Origin of the sequence: Actinomadura sp. NPDC048394 (assembly GCF_040651755.1) — a bacterium.
GTDB classification, from domain to species: domain Bacteria; phylum Actinomycetota; class Actinomycetes; order Streptosporangiales; family Streptosporangiaceae; genus Spirillospora; species Spirillospora montaniterrae.
Genome location: NZ_JBEZJL010000066.1, coordinates 13,846 through 28,354 on the forward strand (window position 1 = coordinate 13,846; position 14,509 = coordinate 28,354).

14 protein-coding genes are annotated in these 14,509 nt (G+C 75.5%); 11 read left to right on the top strand and 3 right to left on the bottom strand.

Annotated features, from left to right (window positions below):
• Window positions 1-118: 118 nt before the first annotated feature.
• Window positions 119-391: a WXG100 family type VII secretion target gene (locus AB0C78_RS36845; RefSeq protein ID WP_360757336.1), complete on the top strand. Its 273-nt coding sequence runs from the start codon at window positions 119-121 to the stop codon at window positions 389-391.
• A 91-nt stretch (window positions 392-482) separates the two neighbouring features.
• Here the strand turns inward: AB0C78_RS36845 and AB0C78_RS36850 are convergent, their stop codons facing one another.
• From AB0C78_RS36850 to AB0C78_RS36860, 3 genes are all read right to left on the bottom strand, one after another.
• A complete protein-coding gene (locus tag AB0C78_RS36850) occupies window positions 483-5,027 on the bottom strand; it encodes an FtsK/SpoIIIE domain-containing protein (protein ID WP_360757339.1) in 4,545 nt (1,514 codons plus the stop codon).
• Window positions 5,028-5,145: 118 nt separating this feature from the next.
• Entirely contained in the window at window positions 5,146-6,087 is a 942-nt protein-coding gene (locus AB0C78_RS36855) for an NAD-dependent epimerase/dehydratase family protein (protein ID WP_360757342.1), read from the bottom strand.
• A gap of 69 nt (window positions 6,088-6,156) precedes the next feature.
• Window positions 6,157-6,630, bottom strand: coding sequence for an SRPBCC family protein (locus tag AB0C78_RS36860; RefSeq protein WP_360757344.1), 474 nt, complete (start codon window positions 6,628-6,630; stop codon window positions 6,157-6,159).
• Between the two features lie 129 nt (window positions 6,631-6,759).
• Between AB0C78_RS36860 and AB0C78_RS36865 the strand changes: the two genes are divergently transcribed.
• The 10 genes from AB0C78_RS36865 (at window position 6,760) to AB0C78_RS36910 (ending at window position 14,504) form a co-directional block, all read left to right on the top strand.
• Complete coding sequence (locus tag AB0C78_RS36865) at window positions 6,760-7,470, top strand: TetR/AcrR family transcriptional regulator (protein ID WP_360757347.1); 711 nt, start codon at window positions 6,760-6,762, stop codon at window positions 7,468-7,470.
• Between the two features lie 245 nt (window positions 7,471-7,715).
• Window positions 7,716-8,627, top strand: a complete 912-nt coding sequence (locus tag AB0C78_RS36870; protein ID WP_360757349.1) for a hypothetical protein — start codon at window positions 7,716-7,718, stop codon at window positions 8,625-8,627.
• Window positions 8,628-8,629: 2 nt separating this feature from the next.
• Window positions 8,630-9,616, top strand: a complete 987-nt coding sequence (locus tag AB0C78_RS36875) for a hypothetical protein (protein ID WP_360757352.1) — start codon at window positions 8,630-8,632, stop codon at window positions 9,614-9,616.
• On the top strand, window positions 9,617-10,918 hold the full coding sequence (locus AB0C78_RS36880; RefSeq protein WP_151546030.1) for an ATPase, T2SS/T4P/T4SS family: 1,302 nt from the start codon (window positions 9,617-9,619) through the stop codon (window positions 10,916-10,918). It abuts the gene before it with no gap.
• Between the two features lie 43 nt (window positions 10,919-10,961).
• Window positions 10,962-11,942: a type II secretion system F family protein gene (locus tag AB0C78_RS36885; RefSeq protein WP_360757355.1), complete on the top strand. Its 981-nt coding sequence runs from the start codon at window positions 10,962-10,964 to the stop codon at window positions 11,940-11,942.
• Complete coding sequence (locus AB0C78_RS36890; RefSeq protein ID WP_360757358.1) at window positions 11,939-12,853, top strand: type II secretion system F family protein; 915 nt, start codon at window positions 11,939-11,941, stop codon at window positions 12,851-12,853. Before AB0C78_RS36885 ends, AB0C78_RS36890 begins: the two co-directional genes overlap by 4 nt.
• A gap of 40 nt (window positions 12,854-12,893) precedes the next feature.
• A complete protein-coding gene (locus AB0C78_RS36895) occupies window positions 12,894-13,106 on the top strand; it encodes a hypothetical protein (protein ID WP_151546032.1) in 213 nt (70 codons plus the stop codon).
• A gap of 5 nt (window positions 13,107-13,111) precedes the next feature.
• A complete protein-coding gene (locus AB0C78_RS36900) occupies window positions 13,112-13,588 on the top strand; it encodes a TadE/TadG family type IV pilus assembly protein (protein WP_360757360.1) in 477 nt (158 codons plus the stop codon).
• Window positions 13,585-14,040 carry a TadE family protein gene (locus AB0C78_RS36905; protein WP_360757363.1) on the top strand — a complete coding sequence of 152 codons (456 nt, stop codon included), beginning with the start codon at window positions 13,585-13,587 and terminating at the stop codon, window positions 14,038-14,040. Before AB0C78_RS36900 ends, AB0C78_RS36905 begins: the two co-directional genes overlap by 4 nt.
• On the top strand, window positions 14,037-14,504 hold the full coding sequence (locus AB0C78_RS36910) for a pilus assembly protein TadG-related protein (protein ID WP_360757365.1): 468 nt from the start codon (window positions 14,037-14,039) through the stop codon (window positions 14,502-14,504). Before AB0C78_RS36905 ends, AB0C78_RS36910 begins: the two co-directional genes overlap by 4 nt.
• Window positions 14,505-14,509: the final 5 nt, after the last annotated feature.

A 14,509-nucleotide genomic window follows, 5' to 3' on the forward strand; every position in this document is an offset into this window, starting at 1 on the left:
GGCGTAGGCTGGCGCCATTCTTTCGCAGTGCGGCAGGACCGGAAAACGTTCCAGTTGACGTCCCGCCCGTCCCGGCGGGCGGCGGCCGGCAACGGATCGGCGACGGAGGGTCGAAGCGATGAGCGGTGACAAGCGCGGCGCCAACCTCGGCGAGCTGGAGGAGCTGTCCCGGATCTTCAGCAAGCACGCCAAGAACCTGGACGCCCTGATCAGGGACCTCAACGGCCGCACCGTCAGCAGCAGCGCCGCCTGGTGGGGCCCCGGCGCCGACCGGTTCCGCAGCGCCTGGGCCGAGGCCAAGACCGCCTTCGACAAGATGGCCCTCGCCCTCGAACAGGGCAGCCAGGACATCCGCAAGTCCCAGCAGAACATCGAGGCCGCCACGCGCTGACGGCTCGACACGGACCGCGGGTCCCGGCCCATCCCCCCGAGGCCGGGACCCGCATCGTTCTCCCCCTTCGGGCCCCGCCCGGGGCCCGGCGCTAGTCGGACGTGACCGGAGGCGGGAGCGCCACCTGGATCTGGGTGGCGGCCCCGGCCGCGACGAACAGGCCGCGGCCGGTCGGCCCGGCCAGCGGGGCGTTGCGGGGCAGGCGCAGGCCGAACAGGTCGCCGTCGTCCGGCGACTCGACCGACAGCAGGACCCCGGAACGGGACCGGCGCGCGTCGGCGAGGAAACCGCGGTAGCCGCGGCCGATGTCGGCGGTCGTGCCCCCGACCACGACGGCGTGCTCGCCGTCCCGCGCGGTGCGCAGGACGTCGCGGAGGGCGTCGTCCATGTCCGTCTCGTCGAGGAGCTCGGCGTCGTCGACGACGACGGCGTACCGGTGCTCGTCGCCGATCGCACGGTCCAGGTCGTCCGGGTCGGAGTCGGACGTCAGCACCCCGAGGACGCCGGGCCGCCCGGACAGCAGCCGCAGCGGGGACCGGCGCGGCGTGACCAGGACGACCGGGACGAGCCCGCCGCCCACCGCCGGGTCCAGCAGCGAGTGGACGATCGTGCGCAGCGTGGTGGAGCGGCCCGAGCGGGGAGGCCCGGCGACGGTGAAGCCGGGGCCCTCGTTCAGCAGGTCGGCGCCGACGGGGGCGAGCGTGTCGCCGCCGACGCCGACGAGGGCCCAGAGCGCCGACGGGGCGAGGAACGCCTCGTCCAGCGCCATCGCCTCGCGGTAGGTGACGCGGACGGGCAGCTCGTCGACGTGCAGGGGCCGCTGGCGGCGGGGGAGGCGGCCGTAGCGGGCGACGGAGGCGCGCGCGATCTCCTGGAGGGCGGCGACCTGCGCGGTGCCGGACGGGTCGTCGCCGAGCAGGCCGATCTGCGACTCGCGGGGCGCGGCGCCGGGTGCGGCCGGTTCGAGGGCGCGGCCGGGCGGCATCGCGGCGGGGACGTGCCTGTCCTGCAGCCCGGCGTAGCCGTAGTCGTTCGGGTCGGCCATCCGCAGGACGAGCCGCCGGTCGAAGACGGTGGAGATCTGCCCGCCGAGGCCGGTGCGGTCGCCCGTGAAGACGGCGCGCAGGCCGACCGCGGCGCCCTCGCGCAGCAGCCGGAGGGTCTGGTCGACGAGGCGGCCGTAGTCGTAGTGCTCGAACGCGCCGAGGAACCCCTCCCACCGGTCGAGGAGCAGCACCATCCAGGGGAGGCGGTCGGTGGCGGCGACGGCGGCGCGCTGCTCGGCCAGCGACGCGAACCCGGCCTCGGCGAGGAGCTGCTGGCGGCGCGCGACCTCGGCGGCGAGCGCGGTGAGGAGGCGCTCGCAGCGGTCGAGCTGGTCGCGGGTGACGACGGCGCCGCAGTGCGGCAGCGAGATCAGCGGCAGGAGCGCGTTCGCGCCGCAGTCGACGGCGTACAGGTGCGCGTCGTAGGGGGAGCAGGCGCCCGCGAGGGACCCGGCGATGGTGCGCAGCGCCGTGGACCGCCCGGACTGCGGCGACCCGGCGATGTACAGGTGGCCGCCGGCCGCGAGGTCGAGGACGAGCGGCTCGCGCGACTGGACGGCGGGCAGGTCGGTGATGCCGAACGGGATCGCGGGGACGTCCACGACGGAGCCGCCCGCGGCGGTGCGCGGGGTGAGCCGGACCTGCTCGGGCAGCGGGGTGAGCCACGGCGACGGCTGCCGGGCGATCCCGGCGCGGCGGGCGGCCTCGTCGACGGCCTGGACGAGGACGGCGAGGTCGGTGGCGGGCGTGTCGCCGGCGCCGCCGGCCGGGTCCGGGGGCGCGGGCAGCGGGTGCCCGAGGCCCTGCCAGGGCAGCGGCAGGACGCTGGTCCGCCGGCCGGCGGGCCCGGCGCGGCGCCCGCCGATCCGCGCGGACTGGACGGCGTGCGGCGCGGCCGAGCCGGACCGGACGTAGCAGCGGCCCGGCGTGGACTTGGCGATGCGGGCGGCCTCGGGCCCGTCGATGACGTCGGTGGACTCGTCGGGGTCGGTGACGCGCAGCGCGATCCGCAGGTTGGTGTTGGCGCGGATGTCGGCGGTGACGACCCCGGCGGGCCGCTGGGTGGCGAGGATCAGGTGGACGCCGAGGGACCGGCCGCGGCGCCCGATGTCGACGAGCCCGGCGACGAAGTCGGGCAGCTCGGCGACCATCGCGGCGAACTCGTCGATGACGAGGACGAGCCGGGGCAGGGAGCCCGCCGCGTCGTTGTGGTCGTCGATGTCCTTGGCGCCGGCCCGCAGCAGGACCTCCTCGCGGCGGCGGAGCTCGGCGGCGAGGGATTCGAGGGCGCGTTCGGTGGCGTGCCCGTCGAGGTCGGTGACCATGCCGACGGTGTGCGGGAGGCGAGCGCAGTCCTTGAACGCGGCGCCGCCCTTGTAGTCGATGAGGACGAACGTCATCTCGTCGGGGCGGTTCGCGACGGCGAGGGACGCGATGAGCGTCTGCAGCAGCTCGGACTTGCCCGCGCCGGTGGTCCCGGCGATGAGGGCGTGCGGGCCGTCGGTCCGCAGGTCGATCTCGTAGGTCTGCCCGGGACGTCCCGGCCGGTCGCCGGAGCCCAGCCCGATGGGGACGCGCGTACTGCGGCCGCCGGTGCGCGACCAGGACTGGAGGATGTGCTCGGCGGTCGGCTCGGCCATGTCGAGCAGGTCCAGGAGCCGGACGTTCGACGGGATGGCCTCCTGCACGTCTTCGCGGGACACGTCCCGGACGGGGGCCAGCGCGCGCGCCACGCGTTCGGTCCACGCCGGGGACACCTGGTCGGCGAGCACGGGACCGAGGTCGTCGAGGCCCTGCCCGCGAACGTGGACGAAGGACGGGTACTGCGGATCCCACTCGGCGACGGCGTTGCACTCCTCGGGGAGGAGGCGCTCCTCGTCGTCCACGCAGATGGCGTGGATGCCGTACTCGACGCCGCGCGACAGCAGCATCGGCATGCCGGGTATGCGGCGCAGTGCGCGCGCGCCGTCCAGCACGAGGAGGATGTTGTAGGGGACGGCGTCCGCGGCCTTGCCCTTCCCGAAGAACGCGGACTCGGCCTGCGCGGCGCGGCGCCGTTCCGTCACGCGGATCGCGAGCTCGGTGACGCGGTGCGCCGCGGACTCGGGGTCGGCGCCGACGAGCGCCACGCAATCCTCGCCCTCGCGCGGCGCGCAGTGCGGCAGCCACCGCACCCAGTTCCACTCGTCGCCCACGTGCTGGTCGGCGGACAGCACGATGATCGCGAGGTCGCGGGGGCTGTGCAGGACGGCGGCCTGCGCGACGAGCCAGCGGGCGAGCGCCCGGGACGCGGGGCGCGGCCCGGTCAGCCCGAGCACGCCGAGCTCGCCGAGCGGCAGCGCGACCGGTACCAGGCGGGCGGGCGGCACCGGCAGCGCGCCGGCATCACCGCCCGCAGGGTCGGTCAGCTCGATGCGCGCGGGCAGGTCGGCGACGCCGAGCCGCAGGTGCAGCGCGTCGGGGTCCTCGCGGCGGCGCTCCCACAGGCGGCGGCGCGGGCCCGTCGCGGTCAGCAGCACCTCGGCCGGGTCGGGGTACAGGGCGCGGCGCTCGGCCTCGTCCTCGCGGCGCAGCCCGTCCAGCTCGCCGCCGAACGCGTCGGCCCTGCGCTGGTACTCCTTCAGCGCCTTCTTGTACGACTTGCGGCCATGCATCCGGTCGCCGGCCCATTCGCCGACCGTCATCACCGGCCACGCCAGCGCGAACAGCGCCCACCACCACTGGCGCAGGCCGAACGCCATGGCGAGGCCGAACACCGCGAACAGGATCGCGCCGAACAGCCGGAGCCGCTCGCGCGGGTTCCGCTCGGGCCGCTTCGGGACCTCCAGCGTCCGGACACGGTGCGCGGGCGCGAGCCGGGGCGGCCGGTTGAACGCCAGGCCGCCCTCGGGCAGCGGCTCCAGGTGCGTGTCGGGCGCGGCGCTCGGCGCGAGGGTCAGCACGCTCGCGCCGACCGTGAGCATCCCGCCCATCGGCCAGGCGGTCCGCGCGGTGAGCGGTTCGCCGTCGAGCCTGGCGGCGCCCTGCATCGTCATCGCGGACGCCTCGACCTCCACCGCGTCGCGGCCGACCGTGAGCCGCAGCGACCGGGCCGGGATCGACGGGTCGCCGAGCACGACGTCCACTTCGTCGCCGGACCCGATCGTGGTGACGCCGAGGCCGAGCCGGTGCACCGGCCCCGCCGCGGGCCCGCCGACGACCCGGACCTCGACCAGCCCGGTCGGCTCGGCGAGGACGGTCGCGGCGGCGGCGCCCCGCTCGACCGCGACGACCGCGCCGTCCCGCAGCTCCTTGGCGGCGAGCGCCTGCGGGTCGAGCATCCGCCCGTCCATCCACAGCGCCCCGCGCTCGGCGGACGGGCCCGCGGGCGGGACGCGCGGCACCCGCGGCGCGCCGGTGAGCAGCGCCTCCCTGGAAAGCAGCGCCTCCTTGGAGAAGCGGGGTGCGGGGATCCCTTCGGCCGCCGGCGCCGGCGCGTCGAGCGCCGCGGTCAGCGACCGCGCGACCCCGGCGACGGTGATCCCGGAGTCCATGTCGATGACGACGTCGCGTGGTCCGCCGCCGGTCAGCGCCGTGAACGAGATCCGCATCCGAGCCCTCCATCGCGCGCCGCCCCGCGCCGCCGGCGCTGCCGTCCGGGCCAGCTTAATTAGCGGGGCCCGCAGATTCCGGCGAAGCCGGTTCGGGCGGTGCCGGGGCGTCCGGGCGTCACGCCGCTTGGGACGCCGACGCGCGGGACGCGGCGACGATGGTCCTGAGCGCGTCGTCCATCGGCGTCGGCGCCATCCCGAAGGTGGACTGGAAGGCCGAGGAGTCCAGGACGTACGGCCTGTCGAACTGGTAGCGGGTCTCCCGCAGCTCCTTGAGCATCGGGTTGGCGAGCCCCAGCGCCGTGAAGAGCGGCCGCGGCACCTCCTGGATGCGCGGGGCGGGCGCGCCGGCGATCCGGCACAGCCGCTCGGCGACCTCCCGCGTCGACACGGCGGGCCCGGTCGGGATGTGCCAGGCCCGGCCGTAGGCGCGCTCGTCCGTGCCGGCGATGGCGAGCGCCTCGGCGACGTCGGGCAGGTACGTCCAGGCGTGCGGGATCGAGGGGTCGCTGAAGTAGAAGACGCGCCGGCCCTCCAGCAGCGGCTTCACGAACCGCGTCTCGCCGACGTACGCCTGGTCGGTGCTGCCCGGGCCGTAGTAGTCGGACCCGCGCAGTTCGGTGGCGCGGACGCGGCCCGCCCGGTGCGCGGCGAGCATGTCGTGCCACATCTTCGCGCGGACCCGCCCCTTGGTGCCGGTCGCGGCGAGCGGCAGGTCCTCGGTGATCGGGCCGTCGACCGGCCCGTACCCGTAGAGGCAGCCGAGGGTGACGAGGGCGGCGCCGGTGTCCTCGGCGGCGCCGAGGAACGACGCGGCCATCGGCGGCCAGTCCTGCACCCAGCGGTGGTACCGCGGGTTAACGCAGTTGTAGATGGTGTCGGCGCCCTTGGCGACGGCGGCCAGCCGGGCCCGGTCGGCGACGTCGGCGGCGACCCGCTCGACGCCCTCCGGCCCGGATCCGGAGCGCGTCACGACGGTGACGTCGTGCCCCATGCCGGTGAGCCGCTCGACGAGGTGCGAGCCGACCTGCCCGGCGCCGACGATCACGTGCTTGCCCATGGTCCTTCTCCTTCGTTGCTGTTCGGTCCGCCGCTGTCCGGTGCGGCGGGTTCGGTGCCGGTCGCGGTCTCAGGCGGCGCTCTCGATGTGGGTCTTGAGTGCGGCCAGGCGGGCCTCGTGGCCGGCGCGGAGCTTGTCCTGGCCGTAGACGAGGCGCACGAGCGGGCCGTCGAGAGACTCCTGCAGCGTCACGCGGGTGCGGCCGTCCTCGCCGGTCAGGACCATGCGGTCGACGGCCCGGTAGAGGCCGAGCATGCTGCCCGTCCAGCTCAGTTCCCGGCCGGGGGCGACGACCGCGAAGCGCGAGCGCAGCGGCACGCCCTTCTGGGCCCAGCGGAACTCGCGGCCCGGCTCGACGGCGTCCAGGGCGCACAGACGGAAGTCGGTGGCCCAGCCCTCCCAGCCGCGCAGGTCGGCGAGGACGTCCCAGACCCGGGCGGGCGACGCGTCGATCAGGACGCTGGACGCGCTGACGACGGGGGCGCCCTCGTCGATCCGGCCGCGCAGCGCGTACTCGTCGTGCAGGGTCGCCAGGTTCGGCATGGCCGCCTCCGTCCGGTCCGAGCTCCGCGGGTTCGGTGCTCTGTGTTGTGAGCAATGCTCTCTCTTTGGAGCACTGTTCGTCAAGAGCAGTGCTCTCGTTTTGTTCCGGCGCTCTGCTAACCTCGCCGCATGAGCGGGCGGACGGTACGGGAACGGGTGCGCGCGGAGCTGGTCAGAGAGATCACCGGCATCGCGCGGGAGCAACTGGCCACGGAGGGCGCGGCGGGGCTGTCGCTGCGGGCGGTGGCCCGCGAGATGGGCATGGCCTCGTCGGCGATCTACCGCTACTTCCCGAGCCGCGACGACCTGCTGACCGCGCTGATCATCGACGGCTACAACGCCGTCGGCGAGGCCGTGGAGCGGGCTGACGCGACCGCCCGCGAGGCCGGGGAGTCCTTCTCCGGGCGGTGGCTCGCCGTGTGCCGGAGCGTCCGAGCGTGGGCGCTGGAACACCCGCACGAGTACGCGCTGCTGTACGGCTCGCCGGTGCCCGGCTACGAGGCGCCGGAGGACACCGTCCCCGCGGCCGTGCGGGACACGGTCGTCTTCGCGCGGCTCGTCTCGGAGGCCCACGCGGCGGGCGCCCTGGAGCCCGCCGGGCCGTGCCCGCCGACGCCGCCCGTGCTGGGCGACGACCTCGCGCGCGGCCGGGCCGCGCTCCTCATCGACGCGCCCGACGACGTGGTGGCCCGGGCTTTCACCGCCTGGGCCGGTCTGTACGGGACGGTCAGTTTCGAATTGTTCGGGCAATTCAACAATGTGATCGAGGAACGGGCCGCCTACTTCGATCACGCAATGACCCTGCTGGGGCGGCTCGTCGGCTTCCACGACGCGCCGTAGCGCCGCCGCCCCAGGGCCTGCCGGCCGCCGCGGATGTCCCGCCAGATGCGGTCAGTGACAGATGTGACTGGTGGTAAGTAGCGAAGTCGCCGGTGAATTCGCAGGTCACCGCCATGGTCGGGGAGAACGGCCCGCTTACCCTCACCGAATCCATTGACGCGGCCTTGCCCGCACCGCAAGCATGGATCGCCCGATGATGCGGAGACCTCCTGAGGCGGGGTCCGCGGGAGGGCGGGAAGGGGCACGTGCGCAGCGCGATGAAGGCCAACCAGTCGGCCCTCGCCGGCGGCTCGTCCGGCGGCTCCTCCGGGCCGAACGCCGGCGGCGGGCTCGGCCGCTCCGGCCTCGGGACCTCCGGCGGGCAGCGGCTGCCCGTCTCGCCGCGCGAGCGCAAGCCGGCGCTGGCCGCGCTCGCCGTGCTGCTCATCCTCGGCGGCGCGCTGGCCAGCGCGTACCTGGTGATGGCGAGCGGCCAGCGGGTGTCGGCGATCCGGATCGCGCAGCCCGTCGCGGCGGGGCAGCGGATCCCGCAGAGCGCCCTGGAAGAGGTGCAGATCGGCGACACCGGCGTCCAGTTCGTCAACTGGTCGGAACGCCTGAACGTGTCCCGGTACTACGCGTCGGTCCCGCTGGTCAAGGGCGCGCTGCTGACCAACGGCATGATCAGCCGGACGGACGAGGCGGCCAAGGGGCGGCTCGTCGTGGGCCTCGCGCTCAAGCCGGGGCAGCTGCCGTCCGGCGGCGTGGAGAGCGGCAAGAAGGTGACCCTGTACGCGGTCGGCAACGGCAGCGGCGGCGGCCCGCGCGCCGGGACGGTGCTCGCCGCCGAGGCCATCGTGATCAACGTCGGGGGCGGCGGGGGCGACCGGCTGCGCTCCGACCAGACCACCGTGGACGTCGCCGTCGCGCCCGCCGACGCCCCGCAGGTGACGGAGGCCGCGTCCGCCGGGACCGTCGCGCTCGCGCTGATCCCGGACGGGACGAAGGCGCCCGGCCCGGCGGGCGGGCAGCCGGCCGGCGGGACGCAGGGCAAGCAGTCGCCGACGCCCGGCGGCTCCCAGCCCCCGGCCGGGACGGGCGACGGCACCGGCACCGGCGACGGCACCGGGAACGGCGCGGGCACCGGGAACGGCACTCCGGGCACAGGCGGGAACTGACAGTGGCACTGATCGCGCTCGCGGCCGACAAGGGGGCGCCGGGCGTCACGACCGCGGCGGTCGCCCTCGGCGCGGTGTGGCCGCGCCCGGTGCTGGTCGCCGAGTGCGACCAGGCGGGCGGCGACCTCGTGTACCGGCTGCCCGCCGCCGCACCGGACGGCGGCGCCGGCCGGCAGGGCGGCGGCGACGGCGGCATGCTCAACCCGGCGCGCGGGCTGCTGAGCCTCGCCGCGACGGCCCGCCGCGGGCTGCGCCCCGACCAGATCGCCGAGCACTGCCAGCGGCTCGTCGGCGGCCTGGACGTGCTCGTCGGGCTCACCAACGCCGAGCAGGCGCAGGCGATGACGTGGCTGTGGGGGCCGCTCGGCCGCGCGTTCGCCGGCCTCGGCCCGGTGGACGTGATCGCCGACTGCGGGCGGCTCGGCGCCGGCACCCCGCTGACCGAGCTGCTGCGCGAGGCGGACCTGGTGGTGCTGTTGACCCGGGCGACCCTGGAGCAGGTCGCGCACCTGCGCGAGCGCGTCGCGGCGCTGGCGGCGGAGCTGCGCGGCGGGCCGCCGGTCGGGGTGCTGGTGCTCGCCGACCCGCGCGACTTCCGCGGCTCCATCGCCGAGGTCGACCGGATCATCGTCGGCGCGCGCGGCCGGCAGGCCCCGGACCCGGCCGCGCAGGCCGGGCCGCCGCCGCCCGAGGTGCGCGTGCTGGGCGGGCTGGCGCTCGACCCGAAGGGCGCGGACCTGCTGTCGGGCCGCTGGGGCGGCCGCCTGGACCGGTCGCTGCTGATCCGGTCGGCCCGCGAGGTCGCCGGCGACCTCGTCGCGCGCCTCGACGCCGCACCCGCCGCCACGCCCGCAACGCCTGCCGCGCCGCCGGCGTCCGCGCCGGGCCTGGCCGGTGAACCGGCACCGCCCGCGGGCGGGCGGCCCGTCCCGGACGCGCGCACCGAGCAGGTCCCGGCGGGCGGACGGCACGAGGAGCGGGGGCGCTAGGTGGACCACGTCCTCGTCAAGCGGCTCCGCCAGGAGGTCGGCGACCGGCTCGCCCAGCAGCGCCGGATGGACGCCGCGCACGGCCTGCCGCCGATGTCCGGGGAGGACGAGCGGCAGTTCGCGCGCGCGCTGATCGGCCAGGTGCTGGAGGAGTTCGCGCGCGGCGAGATCACCTCCGGGCGGCGCCCGCCGAACGCCGAAGAGGAGGAGGCGCTCGCCGCCGGGGTGCACGCGGCGCTGTTCGGGGTCGGCCGGCTGCAGCCGCTGCTGGAGGACCCCGAGATCGAGAACATCGACATCAACGGCTGCGACCGGGTGTTCATCGGCTACGCCGACGGCCGGGAGGTGATGGGCGAGCCGGTCGCCGAGACCGACGAGGAGCTGGTCGAGCTGATCCAGATCCTCGCCGCCTACAGCGGGCTGTCGTCGCGGCCGTTCGACACCGCGAACCCGCAGCTGGACCTGCGGCTCCCGGACGGCTCGCGCCTCTCGGCGGTGATGGACGTGACGGTGCGCCCCGCGCTGTCGATCCGCCGCGCCCGGCTCGGCAAGGTGTTCCTGTCCGACCTGGTCGGGAACGGCACGTTCAGCGAGGAGATCGGGCGGTTCTTCCGCGCCGCGGTGCTCGCCCGCAAGAACGTGATGATCGCGGGCGCGACGAACGCGGGGAAGACGACGCTGCTGCGCGCCGTCGCGAACGAGATCCCGGCGAACGAGCGGCTCATCACCGTCGAGCGGGCCCTCGAACTCGGCCTCGACGCCTTCCCCGAGCTGCACCCGAACTGCGTGGCGTTCGAGCAGCGGCTCCCGAACTCCGAGGGGCAGGGCGCGATCTCGATGGCGGAGCTGGTCCGCCGGTCGCTGCGGATGAACCCGTCCCGCGTGATCGTCGGCGAGGTCCTCGGCGACGAGATCGTCACGATGCTGAACGCGATGACGCAGGGCAACGACGGGTCGCTGTCGACGATCCACGCGAACTCGTCGGCGGAGGTGTTCAACCGCATCTCGACCTACGCGATCCAGTCGGAGGAGCGGCTGCCCGTCGAGGCGACGCACATGCTGATCGCGGGCGCGATCGACTTCGTCGTGTTCATCGAGAAGCGCAACGACTACGCCTCCGGCGGGCGGCTGCGCCGCTACGTCGCGAGCGTCCGCGAGGTCACCGGCGTGGACGGGCGGGTGCTGTCGTCGGAGGTGTTCGCGCTCGGGCCCGGCGGGTTCGCGGTGCCGGCCGCGCCGATCGCGTGCGTCGACGAGCTCGCCGAGCACGGCTACGACCCGTCCCACGGGGGTGCCTGGTGATCTTCAGGTGCAGGGTGACGCCCATCGGGACCGGGGGCCGCTGATGTACTCCGCGGACGTGCTGCTCGCCGTCGTCGCCGGGGCCGTCGCCGGCGGCGGGCTCCTGCTGCTGGCCGTCGCCATCCGCGGCCTGCCGCCCCGGACGCGCCCGGCGCGCGGGCGCAGCCGCGAGGACCTCGTCCGCACCCTCACCACCCGCACCGCCGTCGCGGTCATCGTCGGCGTGCTCGTCCTCGTGGTGACCCGCTGGCCGATCGCCGCCGCCGGGACCGGCGCGCTCGTCCTCGCCTGGGACGGCCTCGCCGGCGGCGCCGCCGAGGAGCGCAAGGGCATGGCGCGGCTGGAGGGCCTCGCCGCCTGGACGGAGTCGCTGCGCGACACCATCGCGGGCGCGGTCGGCCTCGAACAGGCCATCCCGGCGTCGCAGCGCGCCGCCGCCCCGGCGCTCCAGCAGCCGCTGCGCACCCTCGTCGACCGGCTGCACACCCGCGTCCCGATGCCGGAGGCGCTGCGCCGGTTCGCCGACGACATCGACGACCCGTCCGCCGACCTGGTGATCGCCGCGCTGATCCTGAACGCCCGGCTGCGCGGCCCCGGCCTGCGCGACATGCTCGGCGCGCTCGCGACGTCCGCGCGCGCCGAGCTCGACATGCGGCGCCGCGTCGAGGCCGACCGCCGCTCCACCCGCCGCAGCGTCCGGATCGTCGTCGGCGTCTCGGTCGGGACGGCCCTCGCGCTCGCCGTGTTCAACCACTCCTACGTGCAGCCCTACGACGACTTCCTCGGGCAGCTCGTGCTGTGCATCGTCGTCGCCCTGTACGGCGCGGCGTTCCTGTGGCTGCGCCGCCTCGCCAAGTACGACCTGCCCGGACGGTTCCTCGGCGAGCCGCGGCAGGCCCGTCCCGGCGTGCCCGGCGAGGTGCCGAGCACCGTCGCGGGCTGGCAGGCCGGGCGGACCGCCGCGCAGGACGTCCCGCTGCGCGGTCGGCACACCATGGACGCGGGCGGCGGTGGTACGGCATGACCGGCGCGATCCTCGCGGGCGCCCTCGTCGGCCTCGGCCTGTACGCGCTGGTCCGGGCGCTGTTCCCGGCGCGTCCCGGCCTCGCCGCGCGGATGGCGGCGCTCGACGCCGCGCGCCGCCGCGACCTGGAGGACGCGCAGGCCGGGACGGTCCGGCCCGAAGGCCGGTTCGGCGGGATGCGGGCGCGGCTCGGCCGGGAGCTGGTGGCGTTCTGCGAGTCGCGCGGCTGGAAGCTGCGCTCCGTGCGCGCCGACCTCGCCATCACCGAGCGGTCGCTGGAGGCGTTCCTCGCGACCAAGTTCCTGCTGCCCGCCGCCGCGCTGCTGTTCATCCCGATCGTCGCCGGCTACTTCGCGCTGCTCGGCTTCGGCTCGTCCGTGCAGGTCCCGGTGTGGATCTGCGTGCTGTTCGCCGCGCTGTTCTTCTTCTTCCCCGACATGCAGCTGCGGCAGGAGGCGCAGGCCCGCCGGCAGGACTTCCGGCACGTCGTCGGCGCGTTCCTCGACCTGGTCTCGATGAACCTCGCGGGCGGACGCGGCGTCCCGGAGGCCCTGATGAGCGCGTCGAACGTCGGGGACGGCCCGGCGATGCGCCGGATCCGCGACGCGCTCGGCAACGCCCGCCTCACCGGCCGGACGCCCTGGCAGGCGCTCGGCGGCCTCGGCGACGACCTCGACATCGCCGAGCTGCGCGACCTCGCCGGCGCGCTCGCCCTGGTGTCCGACGACGGCGCGCAGATCCGCCGGTCGCTGTCCGCCCGCGCCGCGTCGATGCGCAGCCGCGAGCTGTCGGAGCTGGAGGGCAAGGCGGGCGAGCGGTCCCAGTCCATGCTCGTCGCGCAGCTGTTCCTGTGCGCCGGCTTCCTGGTCTTCCTCGCCTATCCGGCGCTCATGCGGGTGCTCGCCTCGTGACCCCGCGTCCCGTCCGGCCCGTCCCCTCGAAGGAGTCACGATGAACCCGCTGAACGATCCGGCCCTCGTCTATCTGCGGGCCCTGCTCGGCACGCGGCTGGCGCGGCTGCGCGACGAGGAGGAGCGCAGCCGGGGCGCCTCGGCGATCGAATGGGCGATCATCACCGCGATCCTCGCGCTGATCGCGATCACCATCGGCGCGATCATCCAGAAGAAGATCCAGGACAAGGCCAACAGCATCAACACGGGCTGACCGGGATGCGGTGCCGTGGACCCGCGCGGCCGGCCGCCGCGCTCGCCGCCGCCCGGCGCCGGCTCCGGTCCGACGCGGGCGTGTCGTCGATGGAATGGGCGCTGCTCACGCCGGTGCTCATCCTCGTGCTGCTCGCCGTCGTCCAGTTCACGATGGTGTTCCACGCGCGGCAGGTCGCGCTCGCCGCCGCGCAGTCCGGCGCCCGCGTCGCCCGGACCCAGCCGGTCGGCGGCGGCTGGCAGGGCGCGGCCGTCGCGAAGGCGACCGGCGACATCGACCACATCGGGCCGCACCTGATCAGCGGCCTGCACGTCGACACGGGAGAGGTCAACGACGAGCGGTGGGTGCAGGTCAGCGGGACGGCCGTGCAGGTCATCCCGTTCATGACGTTCCACGTGTCGCAGCGGTCGCAGGGGCCGATCGAGTGCTTCCGCCCGGACGTCGGGGCGGGCGTCGCGTGCCAGCGGGGAGCGGGCCAGTGAAGCGGCGGCGAGGGGACGGCGACCGGGGCTCGATGTCGCTGGAGCTGGTGCTCGTGACGCCGCTGTTCGTCGCGTTCCTGCTGTTCCTCGCGGGGGCCGGGCGGATGGTCGACGCGCAGAGCCAGGTGGACGGCGCCGCCCGTGACGCGGTCCGCGCCGCGTCCATCGCCCGCGACGCCGGGTCCGCGCAGGAGCTCGCGCAGGAGACCGCCACCGCCGGGCTCCGCGACTCGCACTGGTGCTCGGGCGGCCCTTCCGTCCAGACGAACGTGTCGGATTTCGCGCCCGGCGGGCACGTCGAGGTGACGATCGTGTGCGACGTGAACCTGTCCGACCTGGCGTTCATCGGGCTGCCCGGCACGAAGCGGCTGCAGGGCCGGTCGGTCGCCCCGATCGACACCTTCACCTTCCGGGGCGGCGACGGACCGGCGGAACCGGGGGACGGCCGATGAGACGCGTCCTCCGCCGAGTGCGGGCCCGGGTGTGGGTTCGGCGCCGGGCCGGTGGCGACCGGGGCACGATCGCGATGTACACGGTCCTGTTCACGCCGATCGTGCTGATGCTGGCAGGCCTGCTGGTGGACGGCGGCCTCGCCATCCACGCGCGGCAGCGCGCCGCCGACATGGCCGAGCAGGCCGCCCGCGCCGGCGCGAACCAGATCGACACCGACGCGCTGCGCGCGACCGGCAAGCCCGTCCTCGACCCGGGACGGGCCCGCGCCGCCGCCTGCGACCTGCTCGGCGACTTCGGCACCGAGGTCGCCGCGTCGCGCTGCGACGCCGACCAGCAGCAGGTGACGGTCAGCGTGGAGATCACCGTGAAGCCGCAGATCCTCGGGATCGTCCCCGGGCTCGGCTCGTTCACCCTGACCTCCACGGAGACCGCCCGCCCCGTCACCGGAGGAAACGGCCCATGAGGCCC

Excerpts from the sequence above, each read along its gene's own strand:
- AB0C78_RS36855 (WP_360757342.1), bottom strand. The coding sequence starts at position 6,087 with ATGGGCAAGCACGTGATCGTCGGCGCCGGGCAGGTCGGCTCGCACCTC.
- AB0C78_RS36910 (WP_360757365.1), top strand. The coding sequence starts at position 14,037 with ATGAGACGCGTCCTCCGCCGAGTGCGGGCCCGGGTGTGGGTTCGGCGC.
- AB0C78_RS36885 (WP_360757355.1), top strand. The coding sequence starts at position 10,962 with ATGTACTCCGCGGACGTGCTGCTCGCCGTCGTCGCCGGGGCCGTCGCC.
- AB0C78_RS36895 (WP_151546032.1), top strand. The coding sequence starts at position 12,894 with ATGAACCCGCTGAACGATCCGGCCCTCGTCTATCTGCGGGCCCTGCTC.
- AB0C78_RS36845 (WP_360757336.1), top strand. The coding sequence starts at position 119 with ATGAGCGGTGACAAGCGCGGCGCCAACCTCGGCGAGCTGGAGGAGCTG.
- AB0C78_RS36890 (WP_360757358.1), top strand. The coding sequence starts at position 11,939 with ATGACCGGCGCGATCCTCGCGGGCGCCCTCGTCGGCCTCGGCCTGTAC.
- AB0C78_RS36900 (WP_360757360.1), top strand. The coding sequence starts at position 13,112 with ATGCGGTGCCGTGGACCCGCGCGGCCGGCCGCCGCGCTCGCCGCCGCC.
- AB0C78_RS36865 (WP_360757347.1), top strand. The coding sequence starts at position 6,760 with ATGAGCGGGCGGACGGTACGGGAACGGGTGCGCGCGGAGCTGGTCAGA.
- AB0C78_RS36850 (WP_360757339.1), bottom strand. The coding sequence starts at position 5,027 with ATGCGGATCTCGTTCACGGCGCTGACCGGCGGCGGACCACGCGACGTC.
- AB0C78_RS36860 (WP_360757344.1), bottom strand. The coding sequence starts at position 6,630 with ATGCCGAACCTGGCGACCCTGCACGACGAGTACGCGCTGCGCGGCCGG.